Source organism: Pseudomonas sp. NPDC087336 (genome assembly GCF_044744285.1).
Taxonomy (GTDB): Bacteria; Pseudomonadota; Gammaproteobacteria; order Pseudomonadales; family Pseudomonadaceae; genus Aquipseudomonas.
Window position 1 is genome coordinate 148,872 of record NZ_JBIUYA010000002.1, and the last position, 17,956, is coordinate 166,827.

Below are 17,956 nucleotides of genomic sequence, written 5' to 3' on the forward strand. Positions count from 1 at the left end.
TCACCGCTTCGAGTGCGCGGGTTCACTCGTACACCCGCAACTCAAGGGATGCATTCAGAGCAGCCAGTTCCGCTTGAGCACGCTCTCTCGACTTATCGAGCTGACGAAGGTGCCTCGCCGTTCTCAGGATTACCGCGACGAGCGTGGCTATGCTGAGCGTCGCCATCAGGGCCAAGCTGAACCGCTTGTCGTAGTAGCCCAGCTTTTCTCCGACCAGCAGAGCACCTCCGATACTGAGAATGATTACCGGGATACTGGCAAGCAAGTTTCTGGCAACCTCGCCACCCGCTGTGTCGCTCATCAGCAACTCGACGAATTCCGACCGCTCCTGGATAACCAGCAGTCCAGTATTGAACAGGGTCAGCGCAATAGCCGTATGGATGGCCATAGAGCTATAGAGGCCCACCGAGTAGAGCGCGCTGACATCGAACAAATAGCCCACAAATGCCATCAGGCTAATAAATAGCGCTGATGAAGCGAATATTTGCGGCAGTAACGGCCGGCCCTCAAGCAACAGGAGGCCAAAGCCTGAGAGCAGAAAACACAGTGCTGTAGCCGGCGCCATCCGCCCCGGGAAAAGAGCAGGCTGGGTGTGCTGAAGCTCGAAAGGACGCAGCAGATCAATAGCCAGATCAACCGACATGACATATTCAACGAGGGTCAGCCCTCCCACCATTATCGCCAAGATAGCGCCAAGCCGCCTGATCAAACTTGCGGCCAGGGAGGCTCTGAATGTAGCGCACCACAGCCCCATACCGAGGACAGTGAACGTACAGGCGGTATTGACCATCATCGCAGTCCAGCTAGGAAGCCCCGCCTTTAGCGAAGGCACGTCAAGCAGCCAGCCAACCAGCACAACCAAGCCGATCGTCGTCACAGTGACGGCCGCCAGCCGGGCATAGGTATTGAACTGACGCAGCCTTTTTACCTGGCTGAGTTCGGACTCCGCCCTCATCGCCGTCTCCAATAATGTGTAGTGGGTTCTGCACTGTGGCGGACAGAGTGATCTCATCGGTCGTGCCACTTATGCCACGTAGTCGCAAGCGATCCAGTTTCAGGATGCGCTTGAGGTGGGCAAAAAACATTTCAACTTTCTAACGCTCGTGGACAGGGTGCACTTACGCCGGCGTCGCTGCGATGCATCAAGGGCCGCAAGATCCATTGCTGGAACGCTTACACTGATACCGTCCTTGACGTGATTGATCTGAAACAATCCTTTCCAAATTGGAAGATATGACTCGCGAAAAGTGGGGCAGGACACTTCCTACCCCGCCCTCAGTCAAATTTGGTGACTGCCTACCGGCACAATTAACAGGTAGGTACGGTCTGAGTCCCGTACAGCAAGGCTTCCAATTGTTCTACGGGTTGTGGGCGGGCGTAGAGGAATCCCTGCAGTAAGTCGACGTCTAGCTGACGCAATATTTGCGCTTGTTCCGCTGTTTCGACGCCTTCGGCGACAACCATCAGATCCATGCTATGACCCAAGTCCGTGACTGCGCGGACGATCGCTTGATCAACTCGGTCGTTGTCGATGTTCATCACAAAGGAGCGATCAACCTTGAGCGTATCAACTGGAAACCGCTTGAGATACGCCAACGACGAATAACCGGTACCGAAGTCATCAATCGATATGCGGGCACCGAGATCGCGCAGCGCCTGCAATGTCTCGGCGGCGGCGTCAGGATCGCTCATCACGGCTGTTTCCGTGACTTCGAAGCCAAACTCGATTCGTGTCGGATCGAAGGCAGTGAGACTGAAAATACGCGTGACCTTCTCGATCAAATCGGACTGAATCAGCTGCCGCGCCGACAGGTTGACCGAGACGCCAAGTGGCAGACAGGTATCGCGCAGAAGGCCCCAGGCTTGAGCCAGTCGACAAGTTTCCTCGATGACCCAGGTGCCTATGGGGACAATCAAACCCGTTTCCTCGGCAATCGGAATAAACTCTAAGGGTGACAGCAGCCCTCTTTCCGGATGTTGCCAACGCAACAACGCTTCGACTGAAACCACTGCACCACTGGCGGCGGCAATTACGGGCTGGAAATATAGACGAAACTCGCCATTGGCGATGGCACGGTGCAGATCGCGCTCAATGCGCAGTCGGGCCGCGACCTGCATCTGCATCTGCCCGTCAAACAATTGGTAGCGGGCTCGGCCACTTGTCTTGGCTTGGTACATGGCAATATCAGCCGAGCCAATCAACTTTTCAGCATCATGACCCGACTCCGCCATTGCAATCCCGATACTGGCCGCGACGAAGACTTCATCGTTTTTTAATTGAACAGCCGGTACCAGCGCCTTCAACAGACGCTCGGCGATGACCGCCGCATCGCGGTAGGCGGTGACCTCAGGGCAAACCACCACGAACTCATCGCCAGCCAGACGTGCGACTGTGTCGGAAGGCCGCATGGTGCTTTGCAACCGTTGAGCCACAGTGATGAGAACTTGATCGCCTGCATCATGGCCAAAGCTGTCGTTAATTCGTTTGAAATGATCCAGATCGATAAACAACACGGCAAGGCCGGTATTGGATGCATCTCTACGGGATAAGCATTGGCGCAACCGATCCAGTACTAACGTCCGGTTAGGAAGTCCGGTCAACGAATCATGCAGCGCCCGGTGCTCAAGGTCTTCTTCGACCTCAATGCGCGTAGTAATGTCGTGGGCGAAGGCGAAGAAGCTCCATTCATGATTCTCTTTGAACGACCAGAGCTTAATTTCTACAGGAAATTCCCCTCCGTCGCGGTGCATGACTGCCAGCTCAAGTCGTTGTCCGTTGATAAGGGCCTTGCCATGGGCGACGAATCGCTCCAGTCCTTTTCGATGCGCTTCGCGGTGCTGAACCGGCGCTAAGATGTCAGAGACCATGTGCCCAATTACCTCTGCCCGAGGCCAACCAAAGATTTTTTCTGACGCTTTGTTCCAGGCAGTAACAACTCCCTGGGCATTGATGGCGATAAAGGCGTAACCGGCACTATCGATGATCTGACGACTGCGCTGCTCACTGGATTGCAGCGCACTTTGAGCTGCTTCGCGCTCGAATACTTGCCCCACTTGGACACCGACTTGCGTCATGATCTCCAGCAGTTCAGGTGTTAGCTGCTGCGAGGTCGGGGCATAAAACTCTAGCACCGCAGTGATGCGGTAACCGGAATACACCGGAAAGGCAAATCCAGCGGTGAGACCTGCTTGCATAGCAGAGGACTGACGACGAAAGGTGGCTTCTGTCCTCGCATCGCTCATGCCCACAGGGCGACCTTCAGCCAAGACCCTGCCCGGCAGTCCTATCCCCGAGGCAAAACATTGCTCTTCAGTAGCTTGACGGAAAGCTCCGAGGGCGCCGTCAGAAAAGTGTTCATCGACATGCCAAATGCCACTGGAATGCAGGCTACCCTCCCGAAGTTTGAACGCGTGCCCAACGGGCCAACCGGTGATCTGACAAATGCTTTGCAAAACCAGGAGCAGCGCCGCATCAACACTAATGGCTTCATTCGCCGCGACGGCGACCTCTTTTAGCAGTTGAATATACGTTATGGCGAGGTTTTCAGAGCTACGCTGCATTACGACACCTATCTGTAATATTCTTTACTCAGCTACCCGGCACGCATTCAACGCGATTTCCGGCTCATATTTAGCAGCAACTCAACGTCCGCTAGCTTTCGTGAGCTGAATCTAACGGGAGTATCATTAGGAGCGGCTCTACATTCATGAATAGTTTTTACTGGAATAACGATCATTTTTTTTCAAAACTCCTGGGCACAGATCAGCGATAGCACTATGCCATCACTCATGGCTATTCCGCTACGTAAGATGCATCGTAAACCTAGGTTTTTTAGGGGTATCGATTCAGCCACGGAAACTTGAGTTTGGTGGCCGGTCGTTTGAGCAACTGGGCATTGGCCAATTTTAAGCAATAGATTGGGCTACAGCTTCACCCGCAGAATCTATCCCATCCTAACCTCATCCGCATACACCTTGAGTCGATCCACGTCAGTGTGGAGCTTGTCAATCCGATCCGTCAGCTCCACCGCATCAGCATCACTGAGTTGACTTGCGAGACGCCCAAGGTCTACGCAGATATCTTCAAGACTGAAGGCAATCCCTTTAAGTTTACGCTTTAGATCTTGCTCTGCTTTGTTGATCCCCTCAAATCTCCCATAACCTTAAACGGGCCAATTAAGCAGTTACGGACATTTCAGTTTATGCCCCCCACATAACTTACCCTCATAAATCTTCACGTTGCCTAGTGAATCATCAAGACTTCCCCGTCATCGCAAACTTTGATACAGCTCATTAACTTTTTCAGCTCCTGAAGGGCACCCAGAAGGATATTTGCTTCCTCAACCATGCCGGCTTCGCAAAGCATTGTTATTGCACCTAGCAAATCATCCATGGAGTGCTTTATATCCTCCACTCGTGATTTATTTACTGACTCTAAGTCTTGCAAGTCGTTTACCTCTTTGCTCGAATTATTTACGCAGCCCCGATCTGATCGGTGCATGCCGTCAATCGATTTTCATCAGCATGGAACACGGAGCACATCCTCAAAACGACCTGAGCGCCTGCTTCAAGTCCTGCGAAACTTAAGCGCTCGGCTATTCGTATCAACTCGACGACTGACCACTTCAGATCAGAGGCGACACCCTGGAGGTCGCATTTAGATCTTGCTCTAGATTATTGAGGCCCATTACCCCCCTCGACTTCCCTGCCATGCCAAATACCCCAACCCTCATGCAAGCTGCAGCAGATGTGCACTCCAGATTAAACGCATCCTTGACGGAAAACCACGCGATGAAAATCGGCAATCCTCAACTCAACTCAATAACCGCACAAAAATTACGACAATAGGAGCGGTGATGGCATAATGGCCATAACGTATGCCTTTTTTGTAGAGAATTAACCTTGCTTGCAACTCAAACGATTACGTCTGTTGAGCAATTTTTTCCAGCCCAGCAGCGCTTGATCTCAGCTACAAATTCCAGCGGTAAAATCACCTACTGCAATGATGAGTTCACGAAAATAAGCGGCTACTCCCGTGAGGAGTTGGTCGGTAGCCCACACAATCTGGTTCGCCACCCCGACATGCCACCTGCTGTTTTTGGGATGATGTGGAGCTACCTGAAGGCAGGCAAAAGCTGGATGGGAGTCGTTAAAAATCGTTGTAAAAATGGCGACTATTACTGGGTCAATGCGTACGTGACTCCCATTCTCGAAAATGGCCATCTAGTAGGCTACGAGTCCGTAAGGGTCAAGCCGACTCGCGAACAGATTGAGCGTGCACAAACACTGAATCAGCGACTTCGTGCCGGCAAAAAGGCCGTACCGAAAAGGCGCCACTATGCCGCTTTTATGGGTAGGCTGATTTTCCCGGTAATTGCCGCGCTGACAGCTATCGGAGTGGTTAACACGCTGCCGAATCTGATGGCGCAAACAATAATCGCCTTGCTCTTTCTAGCCATTGGATTGTGGACTTATATGCGCGAGGTTAACCAACTCAATCGAATCATTAAAAGCGCTCCTGATGCTTTCAGTGATCCGATCAGCGCCCTCACCTACAGCGATACATACGGCCCTTCAGCGCAGTTGGAAATGGTACTAATCAGCGAAGATGCGCGCCTTAAGACCGCCTTGACTCGACTGAGCGATCTGGCTAGCCAGGTGGCTGAAGCCGCAGCACATTCCTCCCTGCTCTCTAACCAAACTGAACATGCCTTGCTCGAGCAGCGGGCCGAAACGGACATGACCGCAGCCGCCATGACTGAAATGGCGGCTTCAATCAGTGAGGTGGCGGGGCATGTTCAACAAACCGCCACTCAGGCGCAAACAGCGAATGAACTGGCCGAACAAGGCAACAAAGTCGCCGGTACCACTAGAGAGGCGATTCAGCTTCTGGCCAGCACGGTAACAAACATCAGCACTGCAGTGGATAACCTCACCAATGAAACGCAGCAAATCATGACGGCTGCCGGGGTGATCCAATCTATTGCGGATCAAACCAACTTGCTGGCCCTCAATGCGGCAATTGAAGCAGCCAGGGCTGGTGAACAGGGCCGAGGTTTCGCTGTGGTCGCTGATGAAGTTCGCGCTTTGGCCAGTAAAACCCGCGTGTCTACCCAACAAATTCAGAGTGTTATTGAAACCCTTAAAAAGGGTGCTGATGAAGCGGTGAGCATTGCCAGACTCGGTATCCGCGAGGCAGATCACGGCGTGCAACAGGTCATAGAGGCGCAGGGTGCCCTTCAAGGTATTCGTGAGGCGGTCGAACGCATCAGTGGCATGAGTCAGCAAATGGCCGCCGCTTCAGAAGAACAGGCGCATGTCGCCGAAGATATTGCTCGGCAGATCAACAACGTCGCTGGAACCGTTGATCGAACAGCTAAAAATGCTAACGCAGCAGTCGCTCGTGGCAGTGAGCTTGAAACTACCTCCCGTGGTTTACGGGCTCTGGTTGAACGCTTCAACAGGTAACCAGACCTAAGGGAGAGGGTCGTCTTGATTATCAGCCTAATTAATGGAGCGGCATTGCTTTTGGCTTTGTGCTGGCTGCACGCATTCATTACGCGCCGCTGGGACAAGCACAGCACAGCCATACAATTGGTTTTAGGACTGCTATTCGGCGCTATTTGCGTGATTGGTATGCTAAATCCCATCTCGCCAGAGCCCGGAATATTCTTCGATGGCCGCAGCGTGGTTCTGAGCATGGCCGCACTATTTAACGGGCCACTCGTAGCCGGCGTTGCCGGCCTGATCGCGGGTATCTACCGGATATGGATGGGTGGCAGCGGTATGGCGTTTGGTCTGGCGGAGATTTGCCTATCCATTGTGTTTGGCCTCTTGTACCGGCACTGCTCCTTAAGCGGCAAGCTCACTATCGGCCCTTGGCAGCTTTGGTTTTTAGGCCTGTTAATGCAGGTTTTGGATATGCTGTTGTTGCCCACAGCACAAGCAGCATCCAGCCTGGAACAGACAGCTGTTCCCTTGCTGCTGGTCATGCCTGTTGCGACGGTCGTACTAGGTCTGATGCTCAAAGAGATCGAGCAACGCAAACGGACAGAGCTCGCCCTGCAACTGAGGGAGTCGCGCCTACGCGCAATCACCGAGGCGATCCCTGACACCCTATTGGTGCTGGATGAAGATGGACTCTATCTTGAGGTGACCCCTTCCAGGAAAGAGGCGCACAGTGGTGCCCTGACTGCACGTATTGGCCAAAGCGTGCACGATGTATTGCCTCAAAACGAGGCCGAGCGTTTTATGGACTTCATACGGCAGACCTTGGCCAGCGATAGACCCCAACTCATCGAATACACTCGGCAGAGCGCAGATGGCATAAAAATACTTGAGGGTCATGCCCAGCGTCTGGATATTCGACTCAATGGTAAGCAAGCGGTGGTAGTACTCGCCCGCGATGTAACCCAGCGGGTCGAAGACGAACATGAATTGCGCATCGCAGCCGCCGCGTTTGAAACGCAACAAGGCATGATTATCACCGACGAGTTCAACCGCATCCTGCGAGTCAATCAGGCCTTCAGCACCATCACCGGGTACAGCCGCGAGGAAGCTGTTGGACAGCGAACCAGCCTGCTTAGCTCTGGACGCCAGAGTCTGTCGTTTTATCAAAACATGTGGCAACAGCTCAAGGCGGCAGATCGCTGGCAAGGTGAAATCTGGAATCGGCGTAAAAATGGAGAAATTTTCCCCGAATGGCTGTCGATCAGCGCGGTACGAAACACCCAGGGCCAGGTTATCAATTACGTCGCATCGATTGACGATACCTCCGAGCGCAAGGCAGCCGAGGAGCGTATCCAGCGCCTTGCCTTTTTTGATGGACTAACAGACCTGCCCAATCGGAGCCTTCTCCTAGATCGCCTGCAGCACGTGCTGGATGGTTGCGTGCGTAGCGGCGAATGCGCAGCGCTGATGTTTCTTGACCTCGACGGATTTAAAAACATCAACGATCTGCATGGGCATCATATTGGTGACAAAGTCTTGTGTCTGGCTGCTGCACGACTCAACGGCGCAGTGCGGGTGAGTGACACAGTGGCGCGCCTTGGCGGCGATGAGTTCGTGGTGCTGCTGGAGCACCTCAACAAGCAACCAGAACAGGCCGCCATTCAGGTCGAGCATGTCACCACATTACTGCTAGCGACACTGGCCGAACCTTACCAAACTGACGGACTGGAGCTGCGCAGCAGTGCGAGTATCGGCGTAACCCTGTTCAACGACAGTTCTTGTTCGATAGATGAGCTCATGCAACGTGCGGACTTGTCGATGTATGAGGCTAAAGCGGCGGGCAAGCATACGGCGCGGTTCTTCGATCCACGCATGCAAGAGGCCATCAGCGAGCGCCTGAACCTCGAACAGGATATCCGCCGGGGGCTGTTGTCTGAAGAGTTCATCCCCTACCTGCAACCACAGCTGGATGAAACAGGTTCGCTGGTTGGCGCTGAAGTCTTAGCACGCTGGCAACACCCTCAGCGTGGCCTACTGAGTCCAGCGGCCTTTGTTGAGGTGGCTGAGCTCGCCGGCTTGATTGAGACGCTGGATATGCAAATGCTGCAGAAGGCTTGCCATCAACTAGCGTTGTGGCAATACCAAACGACCACAGCATCGCTCAGCTTGTCCGTCAATGTAAGCGCACGGCTCCTCTATCAGCCAAACTTTGTCGAGCGAGTGCTTCATATTTTGGAGCAAAGTGGTGCAGATCCGCACAGGCTGAAACTTGAGCTTACCGAAACGCTACTCCTTGACGACTTGCCATGTGCCGTTGCTCGCATTTGCGAACTCAAAGCCCATGGCATCCGCTTCTCGATTGACGACTTTGGCACCGGTTACTCGTCGCTGGCCTACCTGCAACAACTATCACTGGATCAATTGAAGATCGACCAGTCGTTTGTTCGCGAGCTGCCGGGGGATTCAAACAGTCTTGCAATTGTCCGAGCCATCTGTGCCTTGGCCAGTAGTCTGCAGCTCGAGGTGATTGCCGAAGGGGTGGAGAGTCACGAGCAACACATCGCTCTGCTGGAGCTCGGCTGCCGGAGCTTCCAGGGCTACTTGTTTGGGCGGCCAATGCCGCTGATCGAGTTTGAGCGTCTAATGCTGACGAACTCGGTGAAGGTCGAGAGTGAGGGCTCTATGTTGCTAACCACGCCAAGCGCACCGGGGGCAAGCGAGCACATCGTCAACACGACTACTACAAATAGGTGTCAGATCATGTTCACAGATTAAGACCGCCTCTATTGCTCCACCCTGTCCGAGCGGTGAGCGATGCGTCATTTGCTCTGGTAAAGCCCCCTGCTCGCCCTGGCCCTCCCTTCTTTTAATCGAAGCCCACTTTTTTGGCGAGCGATCAATGTTCAATGGGATTAGTCGAGTTACCGATGCACTTGATTGCGTCCACTACGCTTCGCCTGATACCGGGCATCATCGGCACGAGTCTACTAGACGAACTCACGCAAGGCCGGCTGCAGACAGTGATGGATCGAAAGCTACCTCGGTCAGACGTGCGTTAGGTACAGCTCGGCGCACGTCTTCTAAAGCGCCCTCCATTGCGTCACTTGCAGAGGGTGCTTCACGGACAAACTCCAACGCCAGGCGGCCTGACAGCCCGACTCCGACCAACGCATCATCACAGCCTTCTTCCGCCAAGCGTTCCACTAGCGCGTCCATGTCGCTCTCGTCAGACGTCAGTTCGTAATTAAGGGTGAAGGTAGATACCATTTCTGACACTCCGCTTCAGCTAGACCCTACGTGTTTTTTATTTTCTCACGACGGAAAAACAGTGAACCCGGGAACTGCGAATACCTGCTTGGCACAACCGCTCGACAGGAAAAACAAAGCCCCGGAGGTTCGCGGCTCCAGGGCTTCTATTTTCGCCTCCATCCCTTAATGGTTTGACGAACGTAGCCAAGACATTACCAGCGTCGTTTTGATATTTCACTACGACTTTGGATAAAAGTGTTCGATCAGCGAAGCATCAGGGAAAACGTTGAAAAACGTGCTTTCTTTAGTGCTTCGCGAACTGGTCATGAAGCTAGGTACCGCGTGAAGACAGCCCGAGGGCATCCAACGTTCTTCAAAGCCCAGGCCGTTCAAGAATGCCAGCAACCAGGGGTATCCATTACCGGTGTCGCATTGAGTCAGCGCGGAAAAAGGCAAGATGCTCACCTTCCGACAAGAGAAAGCGAGCTCTCTCCTGTCAGTCCCAGTCATACTTGGAGCTTGTCAGCGCTCGGCAAAGCTGTGTCCGTATGAGCGCGTCCTGTGATTTTTACGATAATTGTGGGACTACTTATCGACCAGTATTTTCGGGTTTGCACTGCCCCAGACGGTGTAGAGGTCGGCCAGTAGCGCACCGTTGATCTCTTCGACTTCAGCCTGGCTGACTTCGCTTGCGCCTTGCTTGCCAAACAGCACCACTTCATCACCCGCCTTGACGTCGGGTGCATCCGAGACATCGACCATCACAGTGTTCATCGAAACCTTGCCCACCACCGGCACGCGATGACCATTGATCAACACCACACCTTTATTGGTGAACACGCGGCGATAGCCATCGGAGTAGCCGACCGTGATGTTGGCCAGTTTGGAATCACGTGTCAGGGTGAACGTGCGGTCGTACCCCACTGTGTTTCCAGCGGGATAGCTATTGACCGAGGCCACATGCGATTTGAACTGCATCACGCGCCGATACTCAGTGCGCGAAATGACGGTATCGCCAAACAACGCGCCGCCCGTACGCACCATGTCCAGGCGCGATTCGGGTACTTCCAGGGTGGCGAAAGAGTTGGCCGTGTGCAAAGTGATTTTCTTGCGATCGAGCTGGGCCACGTCCATCAGCCAGGCCGCTTGTTCGTTGAAGGTTGCTAGCCCCTTGCGTACGTCGTCCTTATCCTCCACCGCAAAGTGGGTCATGATTGCGACCACTTCAAGATTCGGTACCTTTGTGATTGCCACGGCGTCTTTCTTGCCCTGTTCGGTGGCCATTTCCATGCCGTTACGGCTCATACCGCTTGAGTTGAGGCCGATGTGCACCTGCAGTTTGCGACCGTGTTGATGTGCAAGATCGGCCGCCTGACGAGCGAAATCGAGGTTTCCAACCAGTTCCTCGACGTTGTACTGCAGAGCATTTTCCAGCTCCCCTAGGGAGGCGGTGCGAACCCGGATTAACTGGCCTTTGAAGCCGCTTTCGCGAACCACTCGCGCTTCTTCGTTACTGGCGACCGCCACACACGGTACACCCAGCGCGATCACCGAAGGCATCACCAACCCGATACCATGACCATAAGCGTCGGCCTTCAGTACCGCACAGAGTTTTGACTTGCCGGCCAGTTCGGCTTGCAAGGCACGAATATTGTGTTCTAACGCGGTCTTGTTGATTTCAATCCACGCATTACTGATTTGTGCAGTGAGCTCGGAGTTGCCATTAGTCAGCGACAGCGGCGGTGCCGCCTGTGCTTGGCTCTGCCAAAAAATCAGACCAAGGGACAACGCTAGAAAAGTACGGGTAAAGGGCATTTGAAACTCTCCATGTAATCGGTATTTTTATTATTCGTGTGCCGATTATTGGAAGGCGATGTAAGTTGCCGTTGTACGCCGGGTTCGAAGATGTAAAAACATGTAAGAAATTTGTTCGCACTCACCTAGGCCCAAGCGATGGCATCAGGAAGGTGTGTTGGCCGGATGGTTACAATAAAACGACGGGAGCTTGATGTTGGCGACTCGCTGTAGTAGATCGAGGAATTTGTCGGCAATACGCGCTGCCTACCTATCAAAAAAGCCTCAGATTGCGGATCGAATAGGCGAGCTCACTGAAGCCTGGGACAGCGGACAGCTTGGTAACGCCCAGGAGAAATGAGAAATCCGCAATGCGTTTCCTTGACGCACTCAAGGAAAGCCGCCTGCAATTATTGATGGGCGAGAGCTGCCTCGATCAAGCGTGCGTTAGGCAAGGCTCGGCGTACGTCTTCAATGGCACTCTCAACTGCGTCATCTGCAGAGGGTGCTTCTCGGACAAACTCGAGAGCCCGACGGCCAGGCTGCCCTACTCCAACCAAAGCATCATCGCAGCCTTCTTCCGCTAAGCGTTCCACTAGCGCGTCCATGTTGCTCTCGTCAGACGCCAGTTCGTAATTGAGGGTGAAGGTAAAGACCATCTCTAACACTCCGCTTCAGCAAGGCCCTATCTGAAGATGCGATAGCCGAGCCCTGCTGGCCCGAAGCGTCGACTATAGGAGAAATGGGTCAATACGGCACTTACGTAACCGCTCCACAAACTACACCTTCAAATGAACCGATAGCCCGTCGATGCTGTGCTCCCAATTTTTCTGGTGCCAGCCCATGAGGCGTCCCCATAAAAGGACGGGGATTTATGGTGCGTTTACGGATAAACGTCCGTCACCGTAGGTGCAACACTTTGCCAAGGCTGCCTGAATTCGACTCCAAAGTGCCTATGGGCGCATCATTCGAGGGTTCTGATGACGATCAGACGCTTGATGCCAAAAAGAGGCGGAGAGTTGATTCTGGCAAGCGATGAGCAGACATTTTTTTTGCGATTTACTCTGATACGCTGCCAAAACACTCGGTTACAGGAGTTGTTCGCATGATTGGCAAGCTAATTTCGACGGGTTTCAGTTTGGCCACCTTGCCCGCCCGCCTGACTTTTCGCAGCGTCCGCGCCTTGGCCATGACGCCTGCGGAAGCCAGCCGTCTGCTGGCGGACATACGTCAGGCATCGGATCAGGCGGTGCAGGAACTCCAGGGCCTGTTGGCCAACGTCGATGCGGACATGGCCCAAAAAACGGCGCACCTCAGTGCTGCCGACAAGCGCCTGGCAGCCGAGCTGGCCCTGCACGCTGCCGAACAACACCTGAACATGGCCGCGATCAACATTCTGCGGGCTGTCTGGCTGACGCTTCACTCGACGCCGAACTTGCCGCCAAGCAAGCATGATAAGCGGCTTGAACAGACACGTAACGACTGACATCCCGTCCGGCGGATCGGTTGATCCAAGCGAGAAATGGGAGCTCAGCATCCTTGAATCGGCACTTCATGTGCAGGTGGAGTTTATGGAGCGTTTACGCACCTACTGCCAAACCGCGTTTCATGCGATAAAAAAGTATGGTGTACCGTCATAAATTGTCTCAGCTTAAGCACGCCCTGTTCTTGAATCCGATCTGGGTTTAGGGTGGCTCAAAGCAAAATCTAGCCGCGACATACGTCGCAAAGTAGCGATTTCTTCTTTCCTGCGCGTGAGTCTGTCCGTCCTCCTCCGCCATATTGAACTTCTTAAAGCTCTTGAAGGCAGTAGATAGGGACAAAAGCAATGGCAAAGCAACGAGTCGATAGCCCAAAAATCTGTAGCCGCCTCGAAAGCGCGCAGGCATCGGGATATTTGCTTTTGTTTGGTATCAAATAATAGAGCTCCGTTTCCTTTTTTCTGTTTCAAGGGTGGCGAAATAATATTTTTTGGAGAACCGGGCCCCTCGGCCCGAAGGATCGAACTCCTCGTTGACGCCACTTCATACCGCAGCTTAGCTATGGGTATGCGATGACTCTCACACAATGATTCAAACGCCAACACGCGCTTACTGACTCACAAACGCCAACACCCTCCCCAACATACGATCACACGCTTTTAACTGCTCAAGGCTGATGAACTCATCGGGTTTGTGCCCCTGCTCCATGCTGCCCGGCCCGCACACCACGGTGGGAATACCTGCCTCATCAAACAACCCGCCCTCACTGCCAAAGGCAACAGTGCCATAATCCTGCGAGCCACAAAACTGAGAGACCCATTCAACAGCTTGGCTTTCCAAGGAGGTAGACAGGCCGGGGTAACTGGACAATTCGCTGAAATTGATTGCGCACTCCTTGCTGACTGCCTGCATTGCAGGCAGCAGAGTGAGTTCAGCGTAGCAACGTAGCTGGTTCGCAACGAGCCAAGGATCCTGGGTTGGCAATGAGCGCACTTCGAAATCAAAAGTACAGTTCTGCGGGACGATATTCAGTGCCTTGCCACCGGAAATCACACCCGTTTGCACGGTAGAAAAAGGTGGATCGAAACTTGGATTCAGATGTTGCTCCGTCTTGAGTACTTCACCGATCCGACCCAATTCACCGATCAGGCGCGCGGCATATTCAATGGCGTTGACGCCTGACGGCGCATAGGCCGAATGACAGGCTGCTCCATGCACTTCACAACGCATGGCCAATTTACCCTTGTGGCCTAGAACGGGTTTGAGTTCGGTCGGTTCACCGACTACGCACAACAGCGGCTTGACCGGCTGTTGGTGAAACCTTTCGATTAGAGAACGCACGCCCAGGCAGCCCACTTCTTCATCATAGGAAAGCGCGATATGCACCGGCATGCGCAACGGCGCCAGCATCAGTGCCGGGACGCTGGCCAGCACGCAAGCGATATAACCCTTCATGTCGGCGGTGCCACGGCCGTACAACTTGCCGTCTTTTTCAGTGAGTTCGAACGGCGCTACGCTCCACCGTTGCCCGTCCACGGGCACCACATCGGTATGGCCAGACAGTACAATGCCAGGCACATCGGCTGGGCCGATGGTCGCCAGCAAATTAGCCTTGCTTTTATGCTCGTTGTACACCAGCTCACAGGCGACTCCGCAATCCTGCAAATAGGTGCGAACGAAGTCGATCAACGCCAGGTTTGATTCGCGGCTGGTGGTGTCGAAGCGCACCAACTGTGCCAGCAGGTCAAGGCTGTGGCTCATCGGTCATCTCCCGGCACCGCATATCCCGGTGCCAGATGCGGGTTGATGGCACGGTCGATGTAATCCTGCATTTGTCCACGATAAGCTTGCCAAAGTTGGTGGAGTGCGCCGATTGGGTCGTGGTCGGCCCAATCTACCCGGAGATTGACGATGGGCCACATGAGGTCGTCGACCACCACCAACGCCGCTGAATGGACAGGCCCTGCCTCCCCGCCTTTGGCCTTGCCTGCGTGTATCGCAGCAAGCAGTCGATCGGCGAGATGCCCTGGCGTGTTCTCGAAAGCACGAACCATGGCCACGATCACATCGGGATTGGCAAGCATATTGCCGGCCGCCACGCACTGCTCTCCACTGACGGCATGGTGGATGCCCAAGGTCTGCGCGCCACTGAAATGTGCGGTTCTGCCCTTGTGATCAATAACCGTTACCTGGCGAAACTCGCTGTGCTCCTGTTGGGCGAGTGTGGCGATCAACGCCTCACTCGACGTCATGCCCTGATCCAGAAAGTCGAGGGTCTGGGGGCCTAAGGCTGGCATGGTGATATTCTGCGAAGCCACCGCGCCCACGCCGGGGCGTACCCAAGGGCAGCGAGCACCCACGGCAATACTTGATGAGCTGATAGCGATACCCAATTGGCCTGTATCGGCACAGCGGGCAACAACGGAAAAAGTCATGACAGCTCCTGTTTACAAGTAGTCAATCGAGCACCGAGGCATCGGCATCGATCATCAGTTGCTTCATTTCTTCAAAATGCTGACGCGAAAAATCCGCGATGCCTTCCCAACTCCGCGCAGTCTTCTCCGCCACTTCGTCAGATAACACCCGCAGCGACTGCCCCGTTGACCAGGCCGTAACCAGGATCTGGCAGGAGCGCTCCAGAGTCCAGATATCGTCAAACGCTTCACCAATGGACGACGCGGTCACCATCACACCGTGGTTGCCCATCAATAAACGACTCTTGCCGCCCAGCAATCCGGCAAGGCGCGCCCCTTCGGCCTCGGTATCAGCCATACCTCCGTACAGCTCATCCACCGCCACGCGGTTGAAATAACGTGCGGTGTTCTGGTCTATCGGTGGGATATGCGGTTTGGCCAGGCACGCCACCGCCGTGGTATAGACAGGGTGCAAGTGAAGCACCGCGCGGGTTTGCGGCAACAACCGGTGAATTTGCCCATGGATTGACCAGGCAGTGGCGTCCACATTTGGGTTGTCGGCACAGGACGCATCGTCGGCATTCAACAGCAACAGATCGCTGGCGCGGATACGCGAGAAATGTTTCCACTTCGGATTGAGCAAAAACTGTTTTCCATCGGCCGACACCGCAGCACTGAAATGATTAGCCACCGCTTCATGCATGCCCAAGTGCGCAATGATGCGAAAGGTCGCCGCCAGATCGATGCGTGTCTTTTCTTCCAGGGATAACGCCATGAATCTTTCTCCACAGGGCGCGGCCGCACCGGAGTGCGGCGCAGGCAATAGGTCACTTCGGCATCAGGGCCGCGATGTCGGCGTCGGTGGGTGCCTGGAAGTTGTACTTCTTGAGCAAGGTGGCGTATTCAGGCGTTGTACGGTACTTCTCCAGCCCTTCGAGTAAGGCTTTCTTGACCACTTCATTGCCCTTCTTCACACCGAACCCGTTCAACACCGGGTAAATCAACGTGTCAGAAGAAATCACCACGCGGCTGCCTAATTTCTCGATCACGCCTCGGGCCACAGCCGCGTCGGTGATCTGCGCTTCGACCGCATGGGCCAACAGGGCCTGGGTCGTTTGCGGGTCAGTGCTGTACTCACTGATCTCGATCGGTTTCAACCCTTTCGCTACGCAATAGTCTTCCGACAGCTTGTGCATCTGCGCCAACCAGGACGTGGCGCCCATGGATCCGATCTTGTGACCGCAGAACTCTTCTGGCTGCTTGGGCTGAAACGCGCTGTCCTTGAGGGTGAGGATCGACTCGCCGCTTTTCAGGTATGGAATCATGTCAATGACTTTGACCCGCTCTGCAGTGATGTACATAGATGAGTTGGTCACATCGAAACGACCGGCCTGCAGACCGGTAATCAGGTTGGGGAAACGCGTGTCGAGGGTCTCTACCTTGCGGCCCATGACCTTGCCCAGACCGTCCATGAACTCGATATCAAAGCCAGCAGGCTTGTTGTTCTCCATGTATTCATAGGGGAAGAAGGTCGCATCGGAACCGGCGATGATTCTGCCCTCCTGCTGGAAAGCCGAAGCCGCTAACGAAGTCATCGCAACCGCGGCGCCCAACAGGCTCACGGCAATAGGGCGAACACTCTTAACAAACGCTGTCATGGTCAATACCTGCAAGGATTTTAGGAGGTTAGGCGGTGGCGCAATCTTGTCCGGCTTGTTGCACAAAGAAAGACGCGCCATGGGGTTTCTGCGGTAAACGCAGCTGGTTGTCCGTTGAACGCACCAAGCCACTTTCTTCACCTGCCACCAACAGGCCGGCGTGTGCACTGGGCAACGGGTTTTCGCCGAATGGCAGCGCGTCTTCAGCGGCGTATACGCTGATGAAGAGGGTGCGCGGGAGTTCGGTCTCGTTAGGGCTGGAAGCATGCAGAAGACGGGTGTGCATGAAGCAAACGGAACCGGCCGGGCCGTAACAGGCCACCGGTTGCTGGCAGCGTTCCTCGACTACCGCATCGTCCACCGAGCCGGTGAAGCGCTGGTTCTGCCAGTGCGACCACAACGGGCCTTTATGGCTGCCGGGGATCACGTTCAACGGGCCGTTTTCTGGGGTCACTTCGCTGACCATCAGCAAGGCTGTGACGATGTCGTCGTTGCTGTGGGGCGTGAACAGAAAGTCCTGGTGCCACTTCACCTGAGTCGCAGTGTGCGGCAGCTTCGAGTTGATCTTGCTGTGATGGAAGCGCGCGCCATGGCCGCCGATCAACTGCGCGGAAATAGCCGCCATACGCGAATGCAACGCCACGCGCTGATACGCCGGGGAGATTTCGGTGGGCGAACTCACCCGGCGCAATGACGGATGATCAGGGCGGTGGTCGCCTTCCAGATCGAAACGCGCGCGGCCATCCACGGTTGCGCCCCAGCCTTGGTCATGACCACGGCTCTCTTCTACCCACTGGTCGAAGTCGTGCTGAAGTGCAGCCACTTCGTCCATGGAAAGCACGTCTTGCACTACCAAAAACCCGTCGCGCTGGAACTGCTCTAATTGCGATTGCTCGATCATGCTGTTTTC

12 protein-coding genes and 3 pseudogenes are annotated in these 17,956 nt (G+C 54.5%); 4 read left to right on the forward strand and 11 right to left on the reverse strand.

Going from position 1 to position 17,956, the window contains the following annotated elements:
* Nucleotides 1-22: 22 nt before the first annotated feature.
* The 3 genes from ACIO0C_RS03180 to ACIO0C_RS03190 form a co-directional block, all read right to left on the reverse strand.
* Nucleotides 23-955: a hypothetical protein gene (locus tag ACIO0C_RS03180; protein ID WP_401307687.1), complete on the reverse strand. Its 933-nt coding sequence runs from the start codon at nucleotides 953-955 to the stop codon at nucleotides 23-25.
* A 353-nt stretch (nucleotides 956-1,308) separates the two neighbouring features.
* Nucleotides 1,309-3,561 (reverse strand): putative bifunctional diguanylate cyclase/phosphodiesterase, encoded by a 2,253-nt coding sequence (locus tag ACIO0C_RS03185; protein WP_401307690.1) that lies wholly within the window; start codon nucleotides 3,559-3,561, stop codon nucleotides 1,309-1,311.
* A 682-nt stretch (nucleotides 3,562-4,243) separates the two neighbouring features.
* The gene (locus tag ACIO0C_RS03190) at nucleotides 4,244-4,393 is read right to left on the reverse strand and encodes a hypothetical protein (protein WP_401307693.1); all 150 of its coding nucleotides are present in this window, start codon (nucleotides 4,391-4,393) and stop codon (nucleotides 4,244-4,246) included.
* A gap of 509 nt (nucleotides 4,394-4,902) precedes the next feature.
* On the opposite strand from ACIO0C_RS03190, the gene ACIO0C_RS03195 reads away from it, so the two are divergent.
* Both ACIO0C_RS03195 and ACIO0C_RS03200 read left to right on the forward strand, forming a co-directional pair.
* On the forward strand, nucleotides 4,903-6,468 hold the full coding sequence (locus tag ACIO0C_RS03195) for a methyl-accepting chemotaxis protein (RefSeq protein WP_401307696.1): 1,566 nt from the start codon (nucleotides 4,903-4,905) through the stop codon (nucleotides 6,466-6,468).
* Between the two features lie 24 nt (nucleotides 6,469-6,492).
* The gene (locus ACIO0C_RS03200; RefSeq protein WP_401307699.1) at nucleotides 6,493-9,225 is read left to right on the forward strand and encodes an EAL domain-containing protein; all 2,733 of its coding nucleotides are present in this window, start codon (nucleotides 6,493-6,495) and stop codon (nucleotides 9,223-9,225) included.
* 252 nt (nucleotides 9,226-9,477) lie between these two features.
* Here ACIO0C_RS03200 and ACIO0C_RS03205 read toward each other — a convergent pair.
* Both ACIO0C_RS03205 and alr read right to left on the reverse strand, forming a co-directional pair.
* Nucleotides 9,478-9,717: pseudogene (locus ACIO0C_RS03205) on the reverse strand (hypothetical protein); the annotation flags it as partial.
* A gap of 567 nt (nucleotides 9,718-10,284) precedes the next feature.
* Nucleotides 10,285-11,514, reverse strand: a complete 1,230-nt coding sequence (gene alr, locus ACIO0C_RS03210) for an alanine racemase (RefSeq protein WP_401307702.1) — start codon at nucleotides 11,512-11,514, stop codon at nucleotides 10,285-10,287.
* A 216-nt stretch (nucleotides 11,515-11,730) separates the two neighbouring features.
* Here alr and ACIO0C_RS03215 point away from each other — a divergent pair.
* A pseudogene (locus ACIO0C_RS03215) lies at nucleotides 11,731-11,854 on the forward strand (AbrB/MazE/SpoVT family DNA-binding domain-containing protein); the annotation flags it as partial.
* A gap of 64 nt (nucleotides 11,855-11,918) precedes the next feature.
* Here the strand turns inward: ACIO0C_RS03215 and ACIO0C_RS03220 are convergent.
* Nucleotides 11,919-12,152, reverse strand: a pseudogene (locus tag ACIO0C_RS03220) (hypothetical protein); the annotation flags it as partial.
* A gap of 446 nt (nucleotides 12,153-12,598) precedes the next feature.
* Here ACIO0C_RS03220 and ACIO0C_RS03225 point away from each other — a divergent pair.
* Nucleotides 12,599-12,979 carry a hypothetical protein gene (locus ACIO0C_RS03225; protein ID WP_401307704.1) on the forward strand — a complete coding sequence of 127 codons (381 nt, stop codon included), beginning with the start codon at nucleotides 12,599-12,601 and terminating at the stop codon, nucleotides 12,977-12,979.
* Between the two features lie 604 nt (nucleotides 12,980-13,583).
* Here ACIO0C_RS03225 and argE read toward each other — a convergent pair.
* From argE to ACIO0C_RS03250, 5 genes are read right to left on the reverse strand one after another with little or no spacing between them, the layout of a single operon-like run.
* On the reverse strand, nucleotides 13,584-14,735 hold the full coding sequence (argE, locus tag ACIO0C_RS03230) for an acetylornithine deacetylase (protein ID WP_401307707.1): 1,152 nt from the start codon (nucleotides 14,733-14,735) through the stop codon (nucleotides 13,584-13,586).
* Nucleotides 14,732-15,409, reverse strand: coding sequence for a DUF1028 domain-containing protein (locus tag ACIO0C_RS03235; RefSeq protein ID WP_401307710.1), 678 nt, complete (start codon nucleotides 15,407-15,409; stop codon nucleotides 14,732-14,734). Before ACIO0C_RS03235 ends, argE begins: the two co-directional genes overlap by 4 nt.
* A gap of 22 nt (nucleotides 15,410-15,431) precedes the next feature.
* Nucleotides 15,432-16,163, reverse strand: coding sequence for a class II aldolase and adducin N-terminal domain-containing protein (locus ACIO0C_RS03240; RefSeq protein WP_401307713.1), 732 nt, complete (start codon nucleotides 16,161-16,163; stop codon nucleotides 15,432-15,434).
* 52 nt (nucleotides 16,164-16,215) lie between these two features.
* Nucleotides 16,216-17,046 (reverse strand): ABC transporter substrate-binding protein, encoded by an 831-nt coding sequence (locus tag ACIO0C_RS03245; protein WP_401307715.1) that lies wholly within the window; start codon nucleotides 17,044-17,046, stop codon nucleotides 16,216-16,218.
* Nucleotides 17,047-17,074: 28 nt separating this feature from the next.
* Nucleotides 17,075-17,947, reverse strand: coding sequence for a phytanoyl-CoA dioxygenase family protein (locus tag ACIO0C_RS03250; RefSeq protein WP_401307718.1), 873 nt, complete (start codon nucleotides 17,945-17,947; stop codon nucleotides 17,075-17,077).
* Nucleotides 17,948-17,956: the final 9 nt, after the last annotated feature.

Excerpts from the sequence above, each read along its gene's own strand:
- ACIO0C_RS03250 (WP_401307718.1), bottom strand. The coding sequence starts at position 17,947 with ATGATCGAGCAATCGCAATTAGAGCAGTTCCAGCGCGACGGGTTTTTG.
- ACIO0C_RS03240 (WP_401307713.1), bottom strand. The coding sequence starts at position 16,163 with ATGGCGTTATCCCTGGAAGAAAAGACACGCATCGATCTGGCGGCGACC.
- ACIO0C_RS03185 (WP_401307690.1), bottom strand. The coding sequence starts at position 3,561 with ATGCAGCGTAGCTCTGAAAACCTCGCCATAACGTATATTCAACTGCTA.
- ACIO0C_RS03190 (WP_401307693.1), bottom strand. The coding sequence starts at position 4,393 with ATGGATGATTTGCTAGGTGCAATAACAATGCTTTGCGAAGCCGGCATG.
- ACIO0C_RS03245 (WP_401307715.1), bottom strand. The coding sequence starts at position 17,046 with ATGACAGCGTTTGTTAAGAGTGTTCGCCCTATTGCCGTGAGCCTGTTG.
- ACIO0C_RS03225 (WP_401307704.1), top strand. The coding sequence starts at position 12,599 with ATGATTGGCAAGCTAATTTCGACGGGTTTCAGTTTGGCCACCTTGCCC.
- alr (WP_401307702.1), bottom strand. The coding sequence starts at position 11,514 with ATGCCCTTTACCCGTACTTTTCTAGCGTTGTCCCTTGGTCTGATTTTT.
- argE (WP_401307707.1), bottom strand. The coding sequence starts at position 14,735 with ATGAGCCACAGCCTTGACCTGCTGGCACAGTTGGTGCGCTTCGACACC.
- ACIO0C_RS03180 (WP_401307687.1), bottom strand. The coding sequence starts at position 955 with ATGAGGGCGGAGTCCGAACTCAGCCAGGTAAAAAGGCTGCGTCAGTTC.
- ACIO0C_RS03235 (WP_401307710.1), bottom strand. The coding sequence starts at position 15,409 with ATGACTTTTTCCGTTGTTGCCCGCTGTGCCGATACAGGCCAATTGGGT.